The sequence below is a fragment of the Nonomuraea rubra genome (assembly GCF_014207985.1).
Classification (GTDB): Bacteria; Actinomycetota; Actinomycetes; order Streptosporangiales; family Streptosporangiaceae; genus Nonomuraea; species Nonomuraea rubra.
Genome location: NZ_JACHMI010000001.1, coordinates 7,011,225 through 7,035,028, shown reverse-complemented (window position 1 = coordinate 7,035,028; position 23,804 = coordinate 7,011,225). Strand labels below are relative to the sequence as shown.

The window sequence follows — 23,804 nt, the reverse complement described above, 5'->3', positions numbered from 1 at the left end:
CACTTTATTAGTATTCGTTCCAACTGTTGGAATGTGATGAACCGTAGTAGCCAGTGGTATGCCGGTACCGACCGCAACGCCTACATCCATCGGGCGTGGATGCGCCGCGGGCTGCCGTCCGGCGCGTTCGACGGCCGGCCGCACATCGCGATCGCCAACACCGCCTCCGACCTCACTCCCTGCAACATGCATCTGGACGAGGTGGCCGAGCACGTCAAGCGCGGCGTGTGGGAGTCGGGCGGCGTGCCGCTGAACCTGCCGGTGGTCTCCCTGGGGGAGACGAACGTGCGGCCCACCGCGATGTTGTGGCGCAACATGGCGGCGATGGCCATCGAGGAGATGCTGCGCGCCAACCCGATCGACGGCGTGGTGCTGCTCGGCGGCTGCGACAAGACCATTCCCGCGCTGCTCATGGCCGCCTCCTCGGTCGGCCTGCCCGCGGTGGTCGTCCCCGGCGGGCCGATGCTCACCGGCACCTTCCGCGGCGCGCCGCTGGGCTGCGGCACCGACGTGTGGAAGCTCAGCGAGGAGGTACGCGCCGGGACGCTGTCCCAGGCGGACTTCCTGCGCTCGGAGTCGTCCATGATCCGCAGCAAGGGCCACTGCAACACGATGGGCACCGCCTCCACCATGGGCCTGCTCGCCGAGGTGCTCGGCATGACGCTGCCCGGCCTGGCCGGCACCCCCGCCGCCGACAGCCGCCTGCTGGAGGGCGCGCACGAGACCGGCTGCCTGATCGTCGAGATGATCGCCGCCGGGCGCCGCCCCGCCGACGTGATGACGCGCGGCTCGTTCCTCAACGCCATCGTCGCGCTGGCCGCGCTCGGCGGCTCCACCAACGCCGTCGTGCACCTGCTCGCCATCGCCGGACGCCTCGGCGTCGAGCTGACCCAGGACGACTTCGACCGCACCGGCTCCGGCGTCCCCCTCCTGGCAGACCTGCAGCCCGCCGGCCGCCACCTGATGGAGGACCTGTACCGGGCCGGCGGCCTGCACGCCGTCCTGAACGAGGTACGCGACCTGCTCGACCCGCACGCGATCACCGTCACCGGCCGCCCGCTCGTCGAGCACCTCGGCGAGGCGAAGGTCTACGACCAGGAGGTCATCCGGGCTCGCGAGCGGCCGCTCCAGGAGGACGCCGGCATCGCCGTCCTGTACGGCAACCTCGCGCCCGACGGCGCCGTGATCAAGCCCGCCGCCGCCTCACCCCACCTCCTCCAGCACCGCGGCCCCGCCGTCGTGTTCGACTCCATCGAGGACCTGCACGCCCGCCTCGACGACCTGGACGTCACCCCCGACTCGGTGCTGGTCCTGCGCGGCTGCGGGCCGAAGGGCTACCCCGGCATGCCCGAGGTGTCCAACATGCCGCTGCCGCCCAAGCTGCTCGCCCAGGGCGTACGCGACATGGTCCGCATCTGCGACGGCCGGATGAGCGGCACCGCGTACGGCACCGTCGTGTTGCACGTGGCGCCGGAGGCCGCCGCCGGCGGGCCGCTCGGCCTGGTCCGCACCGGCGACATGATCATCCTGGACGTCCCGGCCAGGCGGCTGGAGCTCGACGTCCCCGCCGAGGAACTGGCCGCGCGCGAGCCGTCCCCGGAGATGACCGCCGCGTTCGCCCGCCCGTCACGCGGCTGGGAGCGCCTCTACGTCGAGACCGTCCAGCAGGCCGACACCGGCGCCGACCTGGACTTCCTCGTCGGCTCCAGCGGCGACGACGTGGCCCGCGAATCCCACTGAGAGGACCCCGCATGTCCCGCACCGCCCTCATCACCGGCGGCGTCAGCGGCCTGGGCAAGGCCGCCGCCATCCGTCTCAAGGCCGACGGCGTCAAGGTGATCACCCTGGACGTGGCCGGCGGCGCCGACCTGGTCGTGGACGTCACCGACCCGGCCGCCGTCCAGGCCGCCGCCGACGAGGTCGGCCCGAACGCGCCCCTGTGGGAGCTCCCGCTCGACGGCTGGCGGCGCACCTTCGACGTCAACGTGAACGGCATCTTCCACACCTGCCGCGCCTTCGTCCCGGGCATGGTCGAGCGCGGCAGGGGCCGCATCGTCAACCTCGCCAGCATGGCCGGCAAGGACGGCAACCCGAACATGGCCCCCTACTCCGCCTCCAAGGCCGCCGTCATCGCGCTCACCAAGTCCCTCGGCAAGGAGCTGGCCACCACCGGCGTGCTGGTCAACGCCATCGCCCCCGCCGTGATCGAGACCCCGATGAACGCCGCCACCGCGCCCGAAGCCCTGGCCCGCCTCACCGGCCTGATCCCGATGAAGCGCCTCGGCCGGCCCGAGGAGGTCGCCGAGCTGATCGCCTGGCTGGCCTCCGACAAGGTCAGCTTCTCCACCGGCGCCGTCTACGACATCAGCGGCGGCCGCGCCACCTACTGACGGCGGGTTCTCGAAGCAACCATGAGGCTCCACGCGTGCGCGTGCTGCTCATGACGGAGACCTCCGGTAGGGGAGGGGACGGGCGGTCAGGCCCAGGCCTGGAGCTCGTCGCCGTGCGGGTCGTCCACCACGTCCCACTCGTCGCCGATGCGCATGGTGGCCCGGCGGCTGGTGTCGTATTGGTCCCAGCCGGGGTCGCCGGTCGTGGCGAAGGCCACCCAGGCCGCGTGCGTGCGGGCGGCCAGGCCCGGCGGCGGCTCGTCCGGCCCGAGCATGGCCTGGGGGCCGCGCAGCCGGGGCAGATCGGTGACGTCGAAGACGAACGGCAGCTCCACGGCGTGGGTGGCGCCCAGCTCGCCGTCGAGCGCGGTCGAGCGCCACGCGAAGGAGTAGCGGTAGGTGGCCCCGTCGCCGCGGGCGGTGGCGTGGGCGTCGGCCAGGCGCCGGCTGCCCACGCCGAACAGGGCGTCGCCCATGATGGCCGCACGCAGCTCCCCCTCGGACGCCTGCGGCCTGGCCTTGCGGTAGGCCTCGACCAGGCGGGCGGGCCGCGGGTGCGAGCGGGCCGCGGCGGCGTCCACGTCCGCCGCCGTCGAGGTGGACAGGTTCCCGAACGGCGCCAGGTAGAGGTTGCCCTCCTCCGTGTTGGTGCCGAGCAGCAGATCCACGTTCGCGCCACTGCCTGCGGCCACGGCCTCGGCCGGCTGCCGGTCGAGCACGAGGCTGAACGGGCTCAGCCCGATGAGCGGGTCGCTGTGGGCCTCGGTCCGCAGGTCGATGCCCGACAGTTCGGACATGACCTCGACGAGGCGCAGGTCGGGGATGGCGGCGAAGGCGTCGGCGTGCGGCTCGGCCCCGAGCGCGCGGGCCGCGGCGCGGGTCACCCGGGCGGCCTGCTCAGGGGTGAACGCGCCCAGGCCGCTGCCGCTCTGCACGATCGCCCGCCGGAACAGGCCCTCGGCCTCGGGCGCGGCCAGCACGCCGCCCACGATCGTGGCGCCCGCGGACTGGCCGGACAGGGTGACGCGGCCGGGGTCGCCGCCGAACGCGGCGATGTTCTCGCGTACCCAGCGCAGGGCGGCGATCACGTCGAGCAGGCCGCGGTTGGCGGGCGCCCCGGGCAGGTCGAGGAAGCCCGCGACGCCCAGCCGGTAGTTGAGCGTCACGAGGACGACGCCGTCGCGGGCGAAGGCGGCGCCGTCGTAGAGCTCCGACCTGGTGGAGCCCGCGACGAACCCGCCGCCGTGCACGAACACCATCACGGGCAGGCGCTCCCCGGACGTGCCGGGCGTCCACACGTTGACGGTCAGGAAGTCCTCGCCGGGGATCCAGCCCGGCCCGAAGTACGGGGTCATGTCCACGCTGCCCAGCCTGCGTTCGGCCTGCGGCGCGGTCGGCCCCGGCGCGGTGGCGTCCCGCACGCCGACCCAGGGGGCGTGCGGCCTCGGGGCGGCGAACCGGGCGGCGCCCGTCGGCGCGGCGGCGTACGGAATGTTCAGGAACACGGTCGTCCCGTCGCGCCGCACGCCGCGCACGGCGCCCTGAGCGGTGCGAACGATGTCCGCCGAATGGTGGCTCATCGGGCGTCCTCCCCGGCGTAGGGGGCGAACGGCGCCCAGCCCTTGATGGCGAACCCGCTCCCCTCGCGGGCCACCTCGGCGGCTCCCTGGCCGCCCAGGTGCGCGGGGATGACCAGGGCGCGGTGGTCGGCGGCCCAGCCGAGCACCTTGCGGCGGGTGGCGCGCGCCCCGGCGGGGTCCTCGCAGAAGCAACTGTTGGCGTCCGGCTCCACGAACTGCACCGGGCTGTGCAGCAGATCGCCGACGAACACCGCGCGGTCCGTGCCCGACGCGAGCGTGACCACCGACGAGCCGGGCGTGTGCCCCGGCGCGAGGTCCAGGCGCAGGTTGGAGTCGATCGTGTACGAGCCCTCCCACAGCCTCGTCAGCCCCGCCTCGTGGACGGGAGCCACGCTGTCCTCGAACACGTTCTGGTTGCCCCGCCCGAGCAGCGGCCTGTGCTCGTTCGCCGGGTTCCAGAAGTCGAAGTCGGCCCTGGAGATGAGGTAGGTGGCGTTGGGGAAGGTCGGCACCCAGGTGCGGCCGTCCAGGTAGGTGTTCCAGCCGACGTGGTCCACGTGGAGGTGGGTGTTCACCACGAGGTCCACGTCCTCGGGCCGCACGCCGGCCTCGGCCAGGTTGGCCAGGAACCCGGTGTCGAGCCGGCTCCAGACCGGCGAGTAGGGGCGCTCCTTGTGGTTGCCGACGCCGGTGTCGACGAGGATGTTCCTGCCCTCGCTGCGGAGCAGCCAGGTCTGGATCGCGGAGTTGACGATCCGCGTTCCCGGGTCCACGAAGTGCGGCTCCAGCCAGGAGGAGTGCTCCTCCCACGTGCGCGGCGAGCTCTCCGGGAAGAACGTCTCCGGCGTCATCTCGACCGGCCCGTAGTATTCCCGGACCCGGGTGATCGTCACGTCACCGAGAGTGATGTGGTTGGCGGTCAATGAGTAGTCCTTGATCGGAGGAGTGCGGTCGGATCCGCCGCCCGTCCATCGTGCGCCGCGGCCCCGGGCCGGCGGTATGCGTCAGGTGACTGCAGTCCGCCGCGGGGCCGGGCGCTTGCTAGCGTGGCGGAAGGGCGCGAGGACCTGCGACGATGCTGCGGTCCTGATCAAGAGAGACTGCTGGAGGTCCTGTGGACGAGCGGGTGCCGGGCTCCCGCGCCACCGCCGAAGGTGACCCGATCGTCGGGCGGGACGCCGAAGCCGATCGGCTCTCCGCGCTGGCGGCGGGCGCGTCCGGTGGCGGCCGGGTCCTGCTCCTGTCCGGAGCCGCGGGGATGGGCAAGAGCACGCTGCTGGAGTACGCGGCCGGCCGCGCCGAGGAGGCGGGCCGCCGGGTGCTGCGGGCGAGCGGCCGCGAGTCGGAGCGGGACCTGGCCTTCGCGGGCCTGCACCAGCTCCTCCGGCCGGTGCTGGACGAGGCGGCCCGCCTGCCTGACCGGCAGCACCGGGCGCTGCTCGGCGCCTTCGGGTTCGTGTCCGATTCCCCGGATCCCCTGCTGACGGGGGTCGCCGTCCTGACCCTGCTGTCCCAGGTGGCCGAACGGGCGCCGCTCCTGGTCGTGCTCGACGACGCGCAGTGGCTCGACGCCGCCTCCGCCGACGTCCTCGCCTTCGCCGCGCGCCGGCTGGACGACGACCCCATCACGGTGCTGGCCGCCGTACGCGACGGCGATCCCGTCACGGTGCCGGCTGCCGGACGCGACGGCGGGCCTGGCTTCGACCGGGGATTTCCGACGCTCGTCCTGGGCCCGCTCGACGACGCGGCGGCCCGGCGGCTGCTCGGCCTGCGCTGGCCCGGCCTGACGGGCAGGATCAGGGACCGCGTGCTCGGCCAGGCCGCCGGGAACCCCCTGGCCCTGCTCGAACTGGCCCGGCACGCACCGCCCGATCCCGACGACCACGGCCCCCTGCCGGTCGGCGAGCGGCTGGCGGCCGCCTACGCCGCCCGGCTCGCGGAGCTGCCGGAAGCCGGCCGGCAGGCCCTGGTGCTCCTGGCCGCCGCGGACGCGGAGGATCCCCCTGACGCCGTGCTGGCACTGCTGCCCGACGCCGGCGACAAGGCCTGGGCCGCCGTCGAGGAGTCCGGGCTGATCCGCCGGGCAGGCCGTCACGTCCGGTTCCGCCACCCGCTGGTCCGCTCCGCGATCTACCACGCCGCGCCGTTCGACGCCCGCATGAACGCCCACCGCGCGCTGGCCGGCGCCCTGCGCGACGAGCCCGACCGCCGTGCCTGGCATCTCGCCGCCACCGCCCTCCACCCCGACGCGGAGGTGTCGGCCGCCCTGGAGCGGACGGCCGGCAGGGCACGCAGGCGAGGCGGCTACGCGGCGGCGGCCAAGGCGCTGGCCCGCGCGGCGGAGCTGCGTCCCGGGCGCGACGACGGCGCCAGGCTGCTGGCCGACGCGGCGGGCCTGGCCGTCTACACAGGGGACCTGTCCTGGGTGGAGGAGCTGGCCGGCCGGGCCCGCGCCCGTACCGACGATCCCGCCGTGCTCGCCACCGCCTCCCTGCACGTCGGGCGGCTGGCCGCGCTGACCGGGCAGCACACCGCCGGCTTCGGCGAGCTGGCCGCGATCGCCGGCGACCTGGCGGCCACCCACCCGGCCATCGCCCTCGACGCGCTCGCCGCCGCCGCGGTGCTGCGCTTCTACTCGGGCGAGGAGTCCCAGCGGCAGGAGATCGACCGGCTGCTGCCACGCCTGCCCGCCGGGCCGCTGCGGGAGTGGGCGCGGATCGTGTCGGACCCGTTCGGCGGCGGACGCGAGCTCGCGCCCCGGCTGCCCGGCCTGATCGCCGAGATCGCACGCGCCGGTGCGGGCGGCCGTCCCGAACGGCTGACCGCGCTGGCCATCGCCGCCTGGGTGCTGGACGAGACCCCGCTGGCTGTCCGGACGTTCGACGAGGCCGTCCAGTCGTGGCGCAGCGCGGGACCGCTGCCCGACGGGCTCGGCGGCGTGGTCGCGCTGGCCTGCTTCGAGTACGGCCGCTGGGACCGGGCCCGTGAGGTCTGCGCCGAACTCGGCGCGCTGCCGGCCGCGTCCCGGCTCCACCACGCCGTCGCGTGCGCGCACGCCATCGAGGCCCTGATCGTGGCCTCCCAGGGCGACACGGCGGCCGCCCGCACCCTCGCGGACGGCGCGCTACGCCTCGTGGACCCGCTGGAGAGCCGATCGGTCGCCGTGTACGCGCACCGCGCCCTGACCGCCGCCGCCCTGGCCGAAGGCGACTACGAGGCCGCCTACCAGCACCTGCGCATGATCTTCGGCGCCGGCGGCGACCCCGTCCACTACCACGCCTCCTACCCGGCCCTGCCGGACCTGGCCGAGTCCGCCGCGCGCACCGGCCATCACGCCGAGGCGATCGGGATCGTCGAGCGCGCGGCCCAGGTTCTCGCCCGAGGCGGCTCGCCCCGCCTGTGCGGCCTGGTGCACCGCAGCCGCGCGTTGCTCGCCGAACCCGAGCATGCTGAGCCCGGATTCCTGGCCGGCCTGGCCGCTCCCGCGCTGGAACGCTGGCCGTTCGAACGCGCGCAGGCGCAGCTGGAGTACGCGGAATGGCTGCGCCGCCGTCGCCGGATCGCCGAGGCGCGGCCGTTCCTCACCGCGGCGTACGACACCTTCCGCCGGCTGGGCGCGCGGCCGTGGAGCGAGCGCGCACAGGCGGAGCTGCGGGCGGCCGGACTGGACGTCGACGCGGCCACCCCCGGAGCCTTGTCCGGCCTCTCGCCGCAACAGCAGCAGATCGTCCGCCTGGCCGCCCGCGGGCTGACCAACCGCGAGATCGGCGAGCGGCTCTTCCTGTCGCCGCGCACCGTCGGCTCCCACCTCTACCGCACCTTCCCCAAGCTGGGCGTCACCGCCCGCTCCCAGCTACGCGACGTGGTGGAGGCGGCGGCCGCCGACGGCTAGGCGTTCCCGCCCAAGGTCCCGCACCGAGCTGCCGCCGGCGGCCGGCGCCACCCTCCGCGCGTACCGGAAGGGCAGAGCGCCACGGCGGGCCGATCACCAACTGCCACCCCGTTTTCCCGAGTATCCAGGAGTTTCAGTAGTTTGCAAGCGTCACACAAGAGACTTTCTTTACCAACTACGTGACCGTCCGCTCGGACGGTACGAAGGAGACATCATGCAGCTAGGCAAGAAACTCACCGCCGTGGCCGCTTGCGTCCTCATGGCAAGCGGAGGGCTGGCTACGGCGTTTCCCGCGGCGGCTTCCGCGGCCACCACGGAGGTAAGCCAGGCGCGTTACTACTACGGCGCCATCGCAGTCTCGTCGACCGGCCGGGTCGGCCGGTCCTGGGACTACGGGACGGTCTCCGCCGCCAAGCGGCGGGCGTTGAAGGAATGCGGCCGCGGCTGCAAGGTCCTTGTCACCTTCGTCAACGGGTGTGGCGCCGTGGCCTACAACGCCAGGCGGAACGTCTACTGGGGCGGCCGGGGCAGCACCCCCGCCAAGGCGAAGAGGAACGCCGTGGCCAACGCGGGCGGCGGCCGCTGGATCGCCTACCAGTGCACCAGGCGCTACCGCTGACACGGCAGCCGCCATTGCCCGGTTGAGCCGGACCGCGCGCAGGAAGGGGCCGGGTCTCGCGAGAGTCCTATTCGACGGTGAGACCCCCCACCAGCGCGTCCTTCTGCAGTGCGGCGGTGATGGCGTCGGGGTCCAGCACCTCGGCCGCCAGGTGGACGCCGGCCGGCACGGAGCCGGTCGACACCGCGCGGGTGGCCAGCGCCATCACCACCCCGCTCAGCGCGTACGAGTCCACGGCCGTGAGCAGCACTCTCGTGGGTCCCGGCGGGGTGCCCGGCCGGGGGCGCGCGGTGAAGAGCATGACGTAGAAGGCGCCGAAGTCGGCGTTGTCCCGCAGCGACGCGCGCACCACCGTCTCCGCGTGTGGTGCCAGTGCCTCGGGGCGGGCGTCCGGCACCTCCGCCCAGGTCGCGGCGAGGGCTTCGGGCAGGCGGTTGGAGACGAAGACGTTGTAGGAGCGTACTTCGCCGGCCCCGGTGGCGGCGCCCAGGGTCTGGGCCTCGGTGGTGAGGTACGGCCAGGCGTGCACCGGCACCGGGAAGCCCGGTAGCCGTACCTGGTGCAGCGGGGCCAGCGTGTTGGGGGCCACCCGGCCGTCCCGCCAGGCCGCCATGGGCTCGCCGAACCTCGGCCCCCTGGTCAGCAGCGCGTCCACCGCGGACAGCGGGGTGAAGACGGCGGCGCCGCCCACGTACACGTCGAGGCGGCGCAACGGGCGGCCCCTGGCCAGCAGCCGGGGCAGCAGGCCGGACAGGCCGGGCATGACCCCGGCGGAGAACACCGCGACGCGCTCGCCGGCGGCGACGTCCCCGGCGAGCGCGTCCTTGGCGGCCAGCTCGCCGCCGATGTCGACGTAGTCGGCGCCGGCGGCGAAGGCGGCGCGGGCCACCGTGTCCAGCACCTGGTACGTCGGCCCCGCGCAGCTGACCACGATCCGGCAGCCGTCGCAGAAGGCGGCCAGCTCGGCGGGATCGTTCAGATCGACCCGGACCGCGTGCGCGGAACCGGCCGATGTGGCCGCGAGGTCCGCGTGCGTGGGGGTGGCGAGTGACGCCGCGAGGTCCGCGGCCGCCGTCAGGTTCCTGCCGCCGATGCGGAGCGGGCCGAGGCCGTAGGCGGCGATGCGCTGCGCGGCCGTGCGGCCGACGGCGCCGGTGGCGCCCAGGATCCCGATCACCGCTGCTCACCGAGGCGGGAGCGGACGGCAGCGGCCACCCCTGCCACCGTGGAGTCGGCCAGGAACTCGCGCACCGGCACGGACACGCCGGCCTCCTTGGCGAGCCGCACGACCGCCCGCACCGCGAGCAGCGAGTCCCCGCCGAGCCCGAAGAAGCCGGCGGACCGGTCGAGCACCGGCACCTCCAGGAGCTCCTCGAACACGTCGGCGACGGCCTGCTCCAGCTCGTCGGCGGGCGGCCCGTCGCGGTGGCCGACGGCCGCCTCGGGCAGCAGGCCGAGCCGCAGAGCGGACGCAGGGCCGGGCTCAGCGTCCTCCGGCAACCCGGGCACCCGGTCCCAGCCGCTCCCGTCGGCGAGCGCGTCGACCAGCGCCACGAACTCGGCGAACGCCGCCGTCACCTGATCGGTTTCGAACAGCTCCTCGACCAGCGAGAAGACCGCCACCATCTCCGGGCCCAGCTCGAAGCAGCGGACCTCGATCGCGACCTGCGGCGTGCGCAGCTGGTGGAAGTAGTCGGCGGCCACCACCCGGCCCAGCGGCCCCGCGTCCTCCGGTGGCCCGCCGCCCATGGCCGCGTCCACCCCGAGCACGCTCTGGAACACGACCGGCCCGACCGGCCGCCAGCTCCCGCGGCGGCGGGCCACCTCGCGCCCGACCTCCACACCGGTGATCAGGTTGTGCGCGGCGTGCTCGCCGGACGTCGCCTGCACGGTGGCGGCGAGCCCGGCGAACGTGGCCCCGGGATCCAGGTCGAGGGGGAGCAGCATGGTCGCGGCGAAGGCGCCCACCACGCGCTGCACCTCGGGATGGATCGGCAGTCGGTTGAGCTGGAGCGAGTTCAGCAACATCCGGCGGTGCCCGGCCCAGCGCGCCAGCACCACGCCGAACGCCGTCAGCATGGCGGTGGACGGCGTCACGCCCCGCTCGGTGCACTGCCCGCGCAGCGCGGCCCAGTGCCCGGCGCTCCAGCGGTGCTCGCGGTTGCCCATGGTGACCGGCCGCACCTGCTGCGGGTCGGCGGCCAGGGGCAGCGCCGGCGGCCCCGGCAGCGTGTCGAGCCTGGACCACCACCAGTCCCGGTCGGCCTGCCAGGCCTCGGTGGCGGGCAGGCCGGCGAGCGAGGTGACGTAGTCGCCGAAGTGGATGTCCAGGGGCGGCAGGGCGGCGTTCCAGTCGGCGGCGAACGTGAGCAGGTCGCGGCTGAGCACGCTGGACGACCAGCCGTCGAAGATCAGCAGGCTCAGGCCGAGGTGCAGCCGCCCCTCGTCCCCGGGCAGCAGCGTGAGCCGGACGTCGAGGCCGGGGCCGCCGGTGGGATCCGGGCCGCTGGTGCTCATCTCCTGCCGTACGTCGCGCAGCGCGGCGGCGATCTCGTCCGGGGACGCCTCGCGCAGGTCGTACACGCGGACCTGGGGGACCGCGCCGGGCGCGCCGGCGTGCAGGACGTGCTGGCGGCCGTCGGAGGTGACCCGGGCCCGCAGCGTGGGCTGGTGCGCGGCGAGCCGTTCGAGCGCGTCCGCCAGCGCGTCGGCGGCCTCGTCGCCGTCCACGCCGGTCAGGGCGTAGTCGAGGTAGTAGTGGGCCGAGTCGTACGACAGCTCCCAGCCGTCCTGCTGGCCGACGAAGTAGCCCTGCTGGAGGGGGAGCAGGGGGAACTCGGCGTGCGGGTCGGGGCGGGGCGTGACGGTGAGCGGCAGCGTCCGCGACGCGGGTCCGTCGCCGGAGGCGTGCCGCCGCACGAGCTCGGTCAGGTCGCCCAGCGTGGTCTCGACCCGCACGTCGGACAGGGCGAGAGCGACGCCGAGCCGCTTGCGGACCAGCGCCGCCATGCGGACCGCCAGCACCGAGTCCCCGCCCAGCCGCAGGAACCCGACATCGTGCGGGATCTCGCCGGGCGGCAGGCCGAGCAGCTCCGACCAGATCTCGGCCAGCTCCTTCATATCGTGTACTCCCATCGTCGGGGTGGACGGCTCAATGATCAGCGGGTGGCGACGAGCAGGCGCTGCGACAGCGCGGTCAGCGGGTCCCCGGGACGGGGCAGGTCCACCTCGACCCGCAGGCCGCTGCCTTCCAGCGCGCTCAGCCACTCCGCGCGGCTCAGGTAGGTGCGGGTGGTGCCCGCCCGGCCGTCGAGCCGGCGCGGCGGCCCGTCCTGCGTGGACAGGGCGAACGGCATCGAGGTGAGCGACTGGGGGTGCTCGCGGACGGTCTCGATGAGCAGCACCCGCCCGCCGGGGGCCAGCAAGCCCGCGACCTGGCCGAGCAGGCGGCCGATGTGCGGGGCGTTGTGCGCCATGGTCGCCGCGACGACCAGGTCCAGCTCGCCCGGCCGGCGCGGCAGGTCGCGGGCGATGTCGAGCAGGGCGTAGCGCAGGAAGCCGGCGTCGAACCGGCGGCGCGCGGTGTCGAGGAAGAACGGCGACAGGTCGGTGAACAGGTAGAACTCGACCGGCCGGCCTGCCAGCACCGGCAGCAGGTCCGCGGTGGTGGCGCCGATGCCGGCGCCCAGCTCCAGGATGCGCAGCGAACGGGTGGCGCGCGCGGCCAGATCCCTGAGCACCTCGGCCGCGGCGGTGTTGAGGTAGCGGCTGATGACGTTGCCGCGGTAGACGGCCTCGGCGGTCGCGGGCTCGCCGTCCGGGTAGAGCAGCGCCTGCACGCCGATCTCGTCGCGCAGCAGGGCGGGCAGCAGGCGCAGCGAGCGCAGCATCAGCTCGGCCAGCTCGGCCGGGTAGCCGAGCGCCAGCCGGGCGGCTTCCATGCGGGTGCGGGCCGTGGCCAGCTCCGCGCGCCGCGGGGCGTGCAGGTCGTGGTAGCGGCCCGCGGCGTCCCTGCCGACCAGGCCGGCCTCGTGGAGCGCGGCCAGCCAGTGGCCGGCGATCCAGCGGTGCCGCGGCGCGGCCCCGAGATCGCTCGCGACCACGTCGGCCTCGTGCGCCGCGCCCCGGCCCGGTCGGTCCGCGCCGGTCTCGCGCGCCGTGCTCCGGCCCAATCTGGTGCGTCGGTGCAGGTCGGTGGCGAGGCCGAGGAGGATCAGCCGGTCCAGGTCGTGGACGGCTCCGGCCGCGCCACTCGGGTCGACGCCGGCGATGGCGGCGTGCCCGGCGGCGTCGGCACGGTCGTTCAGGGGCGACATGAGGCGAGATCGTACGAAATAGCGGTAATCATTTTCAAGATCTGGACAAACCGGCCAAGATGTGTAGCAATGAAAACCGTTTCCATTGCCGTCGCCCGTGGAAGGGGTCACCCTTGAGTTCCGCCACCGTCGAAGAAGTGCTCGCCTGCCTGGCCGACGTACTGGAACTCCGGCCCTCGGACCTGGACCCCGACGCCCCGCTCACCGCCCTGGGCCTGGAGTCGTTCACCGCCGTGCGCCTGCGCCGGCGCCTGCTGGAGGAGTCCGGGCTCGAACTCCCGCTGACGGCCTTCCTCGGCTCCGCGACCGCCCGGACGGTCGCCGCCGGGATCGTCCCGGACGAGCCCGCCCAGGGCGGGGAGTCCTTCCCGCTGACTCCCATCCAGACCGCCTACCTGGTCGGCCGGGATCCCGCGTTCCCGCTCGGGGGAGTGGCGACCTACTACTACTTCGAGTACGACCGCGTGCCGCAGGAACCCCAGGAGGCCGACCTCGACCGCTTGCAGAGCGCGTGGAACCGGCTCGTCCGGCGGCATCCGATGTTGCGCATGGTCGTGGGCGCCGATGCCAGGCAGACCGTGCTCGACCAGGTGCCGGACTACGTGTTCGCCCGTACCGACCTGCGCGGTGAAAGCCCGGAACGGGTGGAGCGGGCGCTGGAGGCGTTGCGCGCGGAGTGCTCGCACCAGGTGCTGCCCGCCGACCGGTGGCCGCTGTTCGACCTGCGCGCGGCGTTGCTGCCGGACGGCCGCACCCGGCTGTTCGTCGGCGTGGACGTGCTGGCCCTGGACCTCATGAGCTGGATGCGGCTGATGCGTGAGTGGGGCCGGTACACGGCCGATCCCGGCCTGGAGCTGCCCGCGCCGCCGCTCGGCTTCGCCGACCTCGTACGGCGCCGCCTGGAGGACCCGGCCGAGCTGCGGCGCCGCGAGCTGGACTCCGCCTACTGGGCCCGCCGCGCACCCGGCCTGCCGGACGGTCCCGCCCTGCCCTGGACCCGCGGCCCGGCCGGGTTCAGCGGCCACCGCCTCGTCCGGCACGCCGCCGACCTGCCCGCGGAGGAGTGGGCGCAGCTGCGCAAGCAGGGCGCCGCGCACGGGCTGAGCCCCACCGGCCTGCTGCTGGCCGCCTTCGGCCTGGTGCTGCAGCGCTGGGGCGCCCGAGAGTCGTTCTGCCTCAACACCACCCTCTTCGACCGCGACGACCTGGCCCGCGGTGACGACACCCCGGGCCTGGACGGCATCGTCGGCGACTTCACCAGCACCGTGCTCGTGGAGATCCCCGTCGCCGACCCCGGCCGCTGGTACGGCTTCGCCGGCTACGCCGCGGCCGTCAACCGCCAGTTCTGGGCCGATCTCGACCACCGGGCCGTCTCCGGGATGGAGGCGCTGCGTGCCGCGATCGAGTCGGGGGAGCGTCCCAGGGTCACCGACGAGGCCACGGGACTGCCCATCCCCACCCACACCGTGGTCTTCACCAGCGGCGTCGGCCTGGCGGGGACCGGTGAGCCGCCTGCCGCCTGGCTCGGCACCGAGGTCTTCGGCGTCTCGCAGACGCCCCAGGTGATGCTGGACCACATCGTCTGGGACGAGGACGGCAGGCTCCGCATCGCGTGGGACGCCGTGGACGGGGCGCTGCCGGCCGGGTTCGTCGACGGGATGCTGGCCGCGCACGTCCGTCTCCTGCGGCGGCTGGCCGGCGAGCCGGAGCTGTGGACCGACCCGGCGCTCGGCTGGGACCCGTCGTTCCTCGCCGACGAGGACGTGGCGGGCGGGGCGTTCGGCGGGGCCGGGCCGCTCCTGGACGACCCGCTGCGCGCCGCCGCCGTACGGGCCCCCGCCGCGCCCGCCCTGCTCACCCTGACCCGCGAGGTGACGGCGGGGGACCTCGCCGAGCGAGCCCGCCGCACCGGCCGCGCGCTGGCCGCGCTCGGGATCGGGCCGGGCGACCTGGTGGCGGTCGTGGCGGACAAGGGCCTCGCCCAGGTCACCGCCCTGCTCGGCGTACTGGCCTGCGGAGCCGGGTACGTGCCGGTCGAACCCTCCTGGCCCGCCGGCCGGGTGGCGTCGCTGAGAGAGCAGGCGTCGATCCGGACGGCGCTGCTGGCACCGGAGGCCGACGGCACGGCCTGGCCGGAACACGTCCGCGTGCACCGGCTCGACGCCGACGGCGTACTCGGGCTTTCGGCCTCCGGGGAGCCGCGGCGGCCCGCGCCGGAGTCCGAGGAGGCGAGAAGGCCCGCGGCGGACTCTGAGGAGCCGCGGCGGCCGGCGCCGGACGACCTCGCTTATGCGATCTTCACCTCGGGCTCGACCGGGCGTCCCAAGGGGGTGGCCATCGAGCACCGTGCCGCCCGCACCACCCTCGACGACCTCGACGCCCGATTCCCCCTCGGCCCGGACGACCGGGTGCTGGCCCTGTCGGCGTACAGCTTCGACCTGTCCGTCTACGACATCTTCTCGGTGCTCGGCTCGGGAGGCGCCGTCGTCCTGCCCGAGGCCCACCGCCAGCGCGACCCCGGCCACTGGCTGGAGCTGATGGCCCGCCACCGCGTCACCGTGTGGAACACCGCTCCCGCCCTGCTGGAGATGCTCGTGGAGTACGCGGAGCTGGAGCCGGAGGTGGTCAGGGAGGCGCTCTCCACGCTGCGGCTGGTGTTCATGTCGGCCGACTGGATCCCGGTGACGCTGCCCGACCGGCTGCGGGCGCTGGCCCCCGATGCCGAGGTGGTCAGCCTGGGCGGGGCGACCGAGGCGTCGATCTGGTCGATCTGCCACCCCATCGGAGCCGTCGATCCGTCCTGGCCGAGCATCCCGTACGGCAGGGCGCTGGGCGGCCAGTCCTTCCACATCCTCGACCAGCACGGCCGGCCCTGCCCGGTGGGCGAGCCCGGCGAGCTGCACATCGGCGGCGACGGGCTGGCCCGCGGTTACGTCGGCGACCCCGGGCAGACGGCCGAGCGGTTCATCACGCATCCGATCCTGCGCCGCCGCCTCTACCGCACCGGCGACCTCGGCCGCTGGCGGTACGACGGGACGATAGAGTTCCTCGGCCGGCTGGACCGGCAGGTCAAGATCCGGGGCCACCGGATCGAGCTGGGCGAGATCGAGGCCACCCTGGACCGGCATCCGGCCGTGCGGCAGGCGGTGGCTCGCGCGGTGCCCGGCCCCGACGACCGGCCCCGGCTGGTCTGCCACGTGGTGCCCGCCGATCCCGCGATGCCGCCGTCGGACGACGAGCTGGCCGAGGCCCTGCGGGCGAGCCTGCCGGGGTTCATGGTGCCCAACCGGTTCCTGATCACGGACGCCTTGCCGATCACCGACAACGGCAAGGTCGACTACAAGGCCCTCGCCAACCCCTACCGGTCATCCGGGAGTCCGGACAAGGACGAGACCGTCGTGCCCGGCGACGGCACCCAGACGCAGGCATCCCCTGGGGCAGCGCCGCCTGCGCAGGAACCCCCTGTGAGTGTGGCGCATGCGCAGGCGTCCCTTGCGACAGTGCCGCCTGCGCAGGCGATCAGCGCCACCCTCGCCCGTGGGCTGCGTCTCACCCTCACCGTGTCGCCCGACGGGGTGATGGAGCTCGTCGTCGAGGGCGGCGCCGACGGTCCGCCACCCACCCGTGACCTCGCAACAACACCGCAACCTGCCACGCCGCAACCCACCTCACCGCAAGCCGCCACGCCCAGCGTCGGCCCGCAGCCCGCGTCCCACCGGGAACCGCCGCCCGCCGCCCCCGCCACGTCACAGGCGGGCCCCGATCCGCAGGTGGAGCGTGCGGTGGCCAGGGTGTTCAGCGAGCTGCTCAAGACGCCGGTCGACGTGAGCACGCCCTTCTTCCGGCTGGGAGCGTCGTCCCTGACCATGGTGCTCGCCCATCGCGCCCTGAGAGCCGAGCTCGACGAGGGCCTGACGGTGGTGGACATGTTCGCCCGGCCCACGGTCAGGGAGCTCGCCACCTATATCACCGCCCGCAGACAGGCGTCGGGCAACGCCACCCCGCCCCTGCGGGAAGGCCCGCCACCGGCCCCCGATCCCGCCTCCGCCCCGCCTGCCCAACCGACCCAGTCGGCCTCTGCCCAGCCGGCCCGTCCGACGCAGCAGGCCGCTGACCGGCAGGCGTCTGACCAGCCCGCCTCTGACCAGCCCGCCTCCGACCAGCCCGCCTCTGACCAGCCCGCCTCTGACCAGCCCGCCTCCGACCAGGCCGCCGCTCGCCGCGCGGCCCGGGCGCGGGCGGCGGAGCTCGCCGGATGACCGCCGCGCAGAACCGCATCGCCGTCGTCGGCCTGGCCTGCCGCTTCCCCGGCGCGCGTGACGCGGAAGCGTACTGGGACCTGCTGCGGGACGGCCGCGACGGGCTGACCAGGTTCACCGACGAGGAGCTGGCCGCCCGCGGCGTGCCGGGCAGGTTACGGGCCCACCCAGGGTTCGTCCCGGTGGGCGGGCTCATCGAGGGACAGGCGGACTTCGATCCCGACCCGTTCGGGTTCAGCGACGCCGAGGCGGCCCTGCTCGACCCCCAGCAACGCCTGTTCCTCGAATGCGCCTGGCACGCGCTGGAACACGCCGGCCACGGCGGCGGACGCGGGGCCGGCGCGGTCGGCGTCTTCGCGGGCGCCATGCAGAGCGCGTACCTGGCGAGCAACCTCGCCGGCCGGTGGGACCCGACCGGCGCGGGACGGGACCCGCTCGGCAGCCTGCAGACGGCGATCTCCACGCAGGCCGACTACCTGCCGCTGCAGACGGCCTACCGGCTGAACCTCACGGGCCCCGCGGTGGCGGTGGCGTCGAGCTGCTCGACCTCGCTGGTCGCCGTGCACCTGGCCGCGCAGTCGCTGCTGTCCGGCGAGTGCGACACCGCGCTCGCGGGCGGGGTGTCGCTGATCGTTCCGCAGGGCCAGGGGTACGTGCACGTCGCCGGCGGCGTGTACGCGGCCGACGGGACGATCAGGCCGTTCAGCGCGGACGGCACCGGCATCGTCTACTCCCAGGGCGTGGGCGTGGTGGTGCTGCGCCGCCTGGACGACGCGCTGGCCGGCGGCGACCCGGTGCTCGCCGTGCTGCACGGCTCGGCGGTGAACAACGACGGGGCCGACAAGGCGGGGTTCACCGCGCCGTCCATGCGCGGCCAGGCCCGGGCGGTGGCCGAAGCGCTCGCGGTGGCCGGCGCGTCGCCGCGCGAGATCGGGCTCATCGAGGCGCACGGCACCGCCACCGCGCTCGGCGACCCCATCGAGGTGGCCGCGCTGCGACGGGTGTTCGGCGACACCGGGCCGGCGTGGTGCGGGCTCGGCTCGGTGAAGGGCAACATCGGGCACGCCAACTCGGCCGCCGGCATCGCCTCGTTCATCAAGGCGGTCCTCGCGGTACGGCACCGGGTGCTGCCCGCGTCGCTGCACGCCCACCCGCTCAACCCGCTGCTCGGCCTGGAAGGCTCGCCGTTCGAGGTCATCGCCGAGACCCGCGACTGGGACACGCCCTCCCTGGCGGGGGTCAGCTCGTTCGGCATCGGCGGCACCAACTGCCACGCGGTGCTCGGGCCGGCCCCGCGCCGCCCGCCCGTTCCCGCCGACCGGCGGCCTCAGCTGCTGGCCGTCTCGGGCGCCACCGCCGAGGCGGCGATCGCCACCGCCCGCGCCGTCGCGTCCCGGCCGGAGCCCGGCGAGGACGATCTCGCCTACACGCTGGCCGTGGGGCGGGCCGAGCTGGCCTACCGGGTGGCGGGCGTGGGCCGGGCCGGGCTGGCCGCGGCGACCCCCGTCAGGGCCGCCGCCACGCGCCTGGTGTTCGCCTTCCCCGGCGCGGGGAGCGCGTACCCCGGGATGGGCGGCGAGCTCTACCGGGACGAGCCGGTCTTCGCCCGGGCCGTGGACGAGTGCGCGGAGCTGCTGCTTCCCCCGCTGGGGGCCGACGTCCGCGACGCCATGGATCCGGCGATCGCCGAGGCCCGCGTCCGCGACGCCGGCTTCGGGCTGCCGGCCGTCTTCGCCGTGTCGTACGGGATGGCACGGCTGCTGGAGTCGTGGGGCATCGTGCCCGACGCCCTCGTCGGGCACAGCCTGGGCGAGTGCACGGCCGCCGCCGTCAGCGGCGCGCTGCCGCTTCCGGAAGCCGCCAGGCTGGTCGCCGCCCGGTGCGCCGCCGCGGCCAGAGCCGCCGGCGGCGGCTCGATGCTCGCGGTGCCGCTCGGCGAGGACGACGTACGCGAGCTGCTGTCGCACCACCCCGGCCTCGACCTCGCCGCCGTCAACGCCCCGGCGGCGTGCGTGGTGTCCGGGCCCGCGGCGGCCATCGACCGCCTGGCGGACGAGCTGCGCGGACGTCACATCCCGGGCACGAGGCTGCGGGTGGACGCCGCGATGCACTCCCGCCTGATGGAGCCGGAGCTGCCGGGCCTGGGCACGGCCCTGGCAGGGTTGACGGGCGGCGCCCCCACCGTGCCCGTGTTCAGCACGGTCACCGGCGCCTCGATCGGCGCCGAGCTGGCGGACGCCGGCCACTGGACGCGGCAGCTACGCGAGCCCGTACGATTCGCGCAGGCCCTGCGCGCGGCACTCGGCCCCGAGGACGAGCCCCTGCTCGTGGAAGTCGGGCCGGGAAGCGCCCTGTCGGCCCTCGCCCGCAGGAACGCCCTGCCCGGCCTGCGGTCGGTCGTGACCACGTTGCTGGCGGGGGAGCCGGAGTCGGCCGGCGTGCGGGAGGCCGCCGGCACGCTGTGGGCTCATGGCCGGCCGGTGGACCTGGCCGCGCTGCCCGCATCCGGCCGGCGGCGGGTGCACGCGCCCGGGTACGCCTTTCAGCGCCGCCGCCTGTGGATCGACCCCCCTTCCTCGGACACGTCATCCGAGATCGATGCGGATGAGCCGCTGCAGGTCCCGGTCTGGAGCCAGATCCTCCCCACCGGCCCGGCCCCGATCCCGGCCGGGCGCTGGACGGTGATCGGCACCGGCGCTCTGGCGGACGAGCTGCGCGCACGCCTGGAACCGGCCGACCCCACGGCACCCCTGACCGGGCTCGTCGCGGTGGCGACGGAAGACGCCGTTCCCGCAGCCGCCCAACCCGACTCCGGCGCCGAGGCGGCCGAACCCGACGCCAGTGACGGGGCCGCCGATCCCGACGCCCATGCCGAACCCGACGATCCCGACACCGATACCAAGGCCGCGGGCACCGACACCGACGCCAGGGCCGGGGCCGGGGCCGGGGCCGGCGAATGGGACACCGGTGCCGGGGCCGACGAATCGGAGACCGAGGCCGTCTGCGCTGCCGTGCTCGCGTTCGGTGAGGTCGCCGCCGTGGCGGCGGAGCAGGCCGGGCAGCCGCGCCTGCTCCTGGTCACCCGGCACGGCGAGCAGGTGGGCGGCGACCCGCCACCCCGCCCGGCGCAGGCGGCCGTCCGCGTGCTCCCGCGAGTGCTGGGCCAGGAGCAGCCCGGCCTCCGGTGGGCCACGCTCGACCTGGGCACACCGGCCGATCCCCCCGCCGAGGCCCGTGCCGTGCTGCGCGAGCTCGCCGCCTTCGAAGCGGGAACGGAGACCGCCCTCCGGGGCTCGTCCAGGTGGCGACGCCGCCTGGCACCGTGGACCCCGCCCGCCACCGCGGCAGCCGCCACCCCGCCCGCCACCGGGGTAGGCGGCACACAGCCGGGCACCGTGCTGATCACCGGCGGTCTCGGGGCTGTCGGCCGGCTGTTCGCCAGCCATCTGGCCGCACGCGGACACCGCGTGGTCGTCACCTCGCGTACGGCGGACCGCCGGCCGGCAGCGCTCGCCGAGACCGGTGTCGACGTGCGGATCTGCGACGCCACCGATCCCGCAGCGACCGCGGCCCTGATCGAGGAGCTCTCCACCGGCGGCCCGATCGAGCTCATCGTCCACGCGGCAGGCGTGGTCGCCGGAGCGAGGCTGGACCCGCTGCGCGCGCTCGCCACCGGGCAGGCCACCGAGCAGGCCACAGGGCAGGCCACAGGGCAGGCCACCGAGCAGGCAACGGAGGAGGTCACGCAGGCCACCGAGCAGGCCACGCAGCAGGTCATCGGGCACGTACGGGCCAAGGCCGGCGGAGCGCTGGCGCTCCGCGACGCGATCACCGCGCTCCCGGCGGAGCGCCGCCCCGGGACGGTACTCCTCATGTCCTCGGTCACCACCCTGGTCGGCGGCGTCGGCATGGGCCCGTACGCCGCCGCCAACGCCGCGATGGACGCGCTCGGCCTCGCCGCACCCGGCCCCACCCGGTGGGTCAGCGCGGTCTGGGACGGCTGGCGGGTGGCGGACGACGGCACCGAGGCCACCGTCGTCCTCGCCGGCGCGCTCGACGCCGCCACCGGCACCAGGGCACTGGACCGGCTGCTGGCCGCGCGCGAGCCCGGAATGTCCCCACCGATCGTGTCCATCGCCGCGACCGACCTCAACCCGCGCATCGCCGAGGCAGGCCGCCCCAGGACGATCGCGGCCACCGGCGGCGACGTGACACACCTGTCACCGGCCGAGCAGGTGGTGGCCGGGCTGTGGTCGGAGCTGTTCGGCGTTCCGGTGACCGATCCCGGCGCCGACTTCTTCGCTCTCGGCGGCCACTCCCTGCTGGGCGTGCGGATGCTGGCCGCGCTGGGCGAACGCTTCGGCGTACGGCCGGGCATGCGGGACCTGCTGGCCGCGCCCACCGTGGCGGGAATGGCCAAGCTGCTCGAATCGGCGGGCTCCGGGCCGGACCCGGAGGTCACACCGGCGGAGGACGTCCTCGACGGCGACGGCACCTTCGCGATGACCCGCGTCCAGCACGCCTACTGGATCGGGCGGAACGGCGGCTACCAGTGGGGAGACCTGCCCTGCCACTTCTCCCTGGAGTACGACTGCCACGGCCTCGACCTCGCCCGTTTCGAGGAGGCGTGGAACCAGGTCGTGAACCGCCACCCCATGCTCCGCGCCGTGGCCACGCCCGAGGGACGCCTGCGCGTGCTGGACGACCTGCCGCGCTACCGGATCAGGACGCACGACCTGACCGCGATGACCCCGGAGCGCCGGGCGGAGCGGCTGGCGGTCCTGCGGGAGAGGCTGTCCACCAGGCCCGGCCCGCCCGACCGCTGGCCGCTGGCGCAGATCCAGGCGGCCCGGCTGCCCGGAGACGTGATCAGGCTCTTCATCGGGGTGGACGTGCTCATCTGCGACGCCGCCAGCTGGTGGATCATCGAGTCCGAGCTGCACGCCCTCTACACCCGTCCTGACGTCCCGCTGCCGCCGCTGGAGCTGCACCCGGCGGCCTGCGCCGCCGCCCTGGAGCGCCGGGGCGACGACCGCGCCGCACGCTACTGGCGCCGGCGCCTCGGCACGCTTCCCGGCCCGCCCCGCCTGCCGGTCCGCGATCCGGACGGGACGCCCCCCAGGTTCGTACGCCGCTCGGCGCGGCTCACCCCCGGCGAGTGGGCGGCGTTCAGGGAGGCCGCCGCCCGGCACCGGGTCACCCCGGCGGCGGCGCTGCTGACCGTCTACGCCGACGCGCTGGCCCGCTGGTCGGGATCGGCCGGGTTCTGCGTGACGCTCACCCTCTTCGACCGCCCGGCCATCCACCCGCACGTCAACCGGGTGGTCGGCGACTTCACCTCCCTGCTGCTGCACGAGGTGCCCGCCGAGCCCGCCGCCGCCTTCGCCGGCCGGGCCGCGGCCACCCAGGGGCGGATGTTCGAGGACCTCGACCACCGGGGCTTCTCCGCACTGGACGTGCTCGCCGAGCAGGCCGCCAGGACGGGAGAGGTACGGCCGGTGCCCGTGGTGTTCACCAGCGCGCTCGGCATCACGGACCTGGTGGACGGCGGCGGCCACCTGGAGTGGGCGGGCGAGCAGGTGTACGCGCTCTCCCAGACCCCGCAGACCTGGCTCGACCACCAGGTGCTCGAACACGACGGCGAGCTGCGCCTGCAATGGGACGCCCTGGACGGCGTCCTGCCGGCCGACGAGCTGGAGGCGGCGATCGCCGGCCACGTGGCCCAGGTGCGCGAGCTGGCCGGATCGCCCGCCGCCTGGACCAGGCCCGAGCCGGGCCACGCCGTCGCGGCACGACCGCCCGGCGACGGCGTCCCCTCCTCCATCGAGACCGCACCACGTCCGGTCGCGGCGAGCCCCGTACGGGACATCGTGCTGCCGCTGCGTGCCGAGCCGGGCGGAGAGCCCCGCCCCACCCTGTACCTCGCCCACCCCTCGGGCGGCGACGTGCTGTGCTACGCCGAGCTGTCCCGGCTGCTGGACCCCCGAGTGAACGTCGTGGCGCTCGCCGACCCCGAGCTGGCCGGCGCGTACGGCCCGGGGCCGGAGACCGTCGAGGGCATCGCCGAGCAGTACGTGCGGGCGATCGACGCCTCCGGCGGCCCGGGGGAGGGCCCCTGGCTGCTGGGCGGCTGGTCGATGGGCGGCACCGTGGCCCAGGAGATGGCCCGGCACCTGCACGCCACAGGCCGCCACACCGCGCTGCTGGCGCTGCTCGACTCCAACGACCCCGCGCTCATCCGCGAGGTCCCCGGCCACGGCGCCGCCGAGATCGAATGGCAGGTGACGGTCCGGCACCTGCACGCCCTGGAGGCGTACCTCGGCATCGACCTGAGCATCGGCGACGTGCCGGAGGAGCGGCGCATGAGCGCGGTCGCCGACCGGCTGCGCGAGCACCGGCTGCTCGGCCGCGGCGAGGACCTGGCGGGGCGGGTGGCCGTGTTCGCCAGGCACCTGCGCGCGCTGGCCGCCCACACCCCGGGCCGCCTGGCCGACCCGGACACGGTCACCCTGCTGATCCGGGCAGAGCGGCCCTCACCCCGCAACTCGGGCATCGGGATGGGCGTCGACGACACCCCGCCGGGCCGGCCCGACCTCGGCTGGGGACGCTACCTGGCCGGACCCGTCGAGGCCACCGGCGTGGACGCCCACCACTACGGCCTGCTGCACCCTCCCGCGCTGCCCGCCGTGGCCCGCCAGATCAACGCCGCGCTCGACAGGGCGCTGGCGCGACTTCGAGAAAGGTAACC

Annotated in this window: 11 protein-coding genes; 6 read left to right on the top strand and 5 right to left on the bottom strand. The window is 75.1% G+C overall.

Annotation, left to right across the window (positions count from 1 at the left end; genetic code table 11):
* Positions 1-36: 36 nt before the first annotated feature.
* Both HD593_RS32100 and HD593_RS32095 read left to right on the top strand, forming a co-directional pair.
* Positions 37-1,740, top strand: coding sequence for an IlvD/Edd family dehydratase (locus HD593_RS32100; protein ID WP_221525100.1), 1,704 nt, complete (start codon positions 37-39; stop codon positions 1,738-1,740).
* 11 nt (positions 1,741-1,751) lie between these two features.
* On the top strand, positions 1,752-2,390 hold the full coding sequence (locus HD593_RS32095) for an SDR family oxidoreductase (protein WP_185105704.1): 639 nt from the start codon (positions 1,752-1,754) through the stop codon (positions 2,388-2,390).
* A gap of 86 nt (positions 2,391-2,476) precedes the next feature.
* Here the strand turns inward: HD593_RS32095 and HD593_RS32090 are convergent, their stop codons facing one another.
* Together HD593_RS32090 and HD593_RS32085 are read right to left on the bottom strand one after the other, a co-directional pair.
* Entirely contained in the window at positions 2,477-3,970 is a 1,494-nt protein-coding gene (locus HD593_RS32090) for a carboxylesterase/lipase family protein (protein WP_185105703.1), read from the bottom strand.
* Positions 3,967-4,878: an MBL fold metallo-hydrolase gene (locus HD593_RS32085; protein ID WP_185112260.1), complete on the bottom strand. Its 912-nt coding sequence runs from the start codon at positions 4,876-4,878 to the stop codon at positions 3,967-3,969. The genes HD593_RS32090 and HD593_RS32085 overlap by 4 nt, the downstream gene beginning before the upstream one ends.
* A gap of 206 nt (positions 4,879-5,084) precedes the next feature.
* Between HD593_RS32085 and HD593_RS64585 the strand changes: the two genes are divergently transcribed.
* Together HD593_RS64585 and HD593_RS32075 are read left to right on the top strand one after the other, a co-directional pair.
* Positions 5,085-7,862, top strand: a complete 2,778-nt coding sequence (locus HD593_RS64585; protein WP_185105702.1) for a helix-turn-helix transcriptional regulator — start codon at positions 5,085-5,087, stop codon at positions 7,860-7,862.
* 214 nt (positions 7,863-8,076) lie between these two features.
* Positions 8,077-8,481 carry a DUF4189 domain-containing protein gene (locus tag HD593_RS32075; RefSeq protein WP_185105701.1) on the top strand — a complete coding sequence of 135 codons (405 nt, stop codon included), beginning with the start codon at positions 8,077-8,079 and terminating at the stop codon, positions 8,479-8,481.
* A 67-nt stretch (positions 8,482-8,548) separates the two neighbouring features.
* On the opposite strand, the gene HD593_RS32070 is transcribed toward HD593_RS32075, so the two are convergent.
* Genes HD593_RS32070 through HD593_RS32060 form a run of 3 tightly spaced genes read right to left on the bottom strand, consistent with a single transcriptional unit; the run spans position 8,549 to position 12,797 of the window.
* On the bottom strand, positions 8,549-9,658 hold the full coding sequence (locus tag HD593_RS32070; RefSeq protein WP_185105700.1) for a saccharopine dehydrogenase NADP-binding domain-containing protein: 1,110 nt from the start codon (positions 9,656-9,658) through the stop codon (positions 8,549-8,551).
* Positions 9,655-11,601 (bottom strand): phosphopantetheine-binding protein, encoded by a 1,947-nt coding sequence (locus HD593_RS32065; protein WP_246546818.1) that lies wholly within the window; start codon positions 11,599-11,601, stop codon positions 9,655-9,657. The genes HD593_RS32070 and HD593_RS32065 overlap by 4 nt, the downstream gene beginning before the upstream one ends.
* A gap of 38 nt (positions 11,602-11,639) precedes the next feature.
* Positions 11,640-12,797, bottom strand: coding sequence for a class I SAM-dependent methyltransferase (locus tag HD593_RS32060; protein ID WP_185105698.1), 1,158 nt, complete (start codon positions 12,795-12,797; stop codon positions 11,640-11,642).
* A 113-nt stretch (positions 12,798-12,910) separates the two neighbouring features.
* On the opposite strand from HD593_RS32060, the gene HD593_RS32055 reads away from it, so the two are divergent.
* Entirely contained in the window at positions 12,911-17,056 is a 4,146-nt protein-coding gene (locus tag HD593_RS32055; protein ID WP_185105697.1) for a non-ribosomal peptide synthetase, read from the top strand.
* Positions 17,053-23,802 carry a type I polyketide synthase gene (locus tag HD593_RS32050; protein WP_185105696.1) on the top strand — a complete coding sequence of 2,250 codons (6,750 nt, stop codon included), beginning with the start codon at positions 17,053-17,055 and terminating at the stop codon, positions 23,800-23,802. The genes HD593_RS32055 and HD593_RS32050 overlap by 4 nt, the downstream gene beginning before the upstream one ends.
* Positions 23,803-23,804 lie beyond the last annotated feature (2 nt).

Excerpts from the sequence above, each read along its gene's own strand:
- HD593_RS32100 (WP_221525100.1), top strand. The coding sequence starts at position 37 with ATGAACCGTAGTAGCCAGTGGTATGCCGGTACCGACCGCAACGCCTAC.
- HD593_RS32095 (WP_185105704.1), top strand. The coding sequence starts at position 1,752 with ATGTCCCGCACCGCCCTCATCACCGGCGGCGTCAGCGGCCTGGGCAAG.
- HD593_RS32090 (WP_185105703.1), bottom strand. The coding sequence starts at position 3,970 with ATGAGCCACCATTCGGCGGACATCGTTCGCACCGCTCAGGGCGCCGTG.
- HD593_RS32075 (WP_185105701.1), top strand. The coding sequence starts at position 8,077 with ATGCAGCTAGGCAAGAAACTCACCGCCGTGGCCGCTTGCGTCCTCATG.
- HD593_RS32065 (WP_246546818.1), bottom strand. The coding sequence starts at position 11,601 with ATGAAGGAGCTGGCCGAGATCTGGTCGGAGCTGCTCGGCCTGCCGCCC.
- HD593_RS32060 (WP_185105698.1), bottom strand. The coding sequence starts at position 12,797 with ATGTCGCCCCTGAACGACCGTGCCGACGCCGCCGGGCACGCCGCCATC.
- HD593_RS32050 (WP_185105696.1), top strand. The coding sequence starts at position 17,053 with ATGACCGCCGCGCAGAACCGCATCGCCGTCGTCGGCCTGGCCTGCCGC.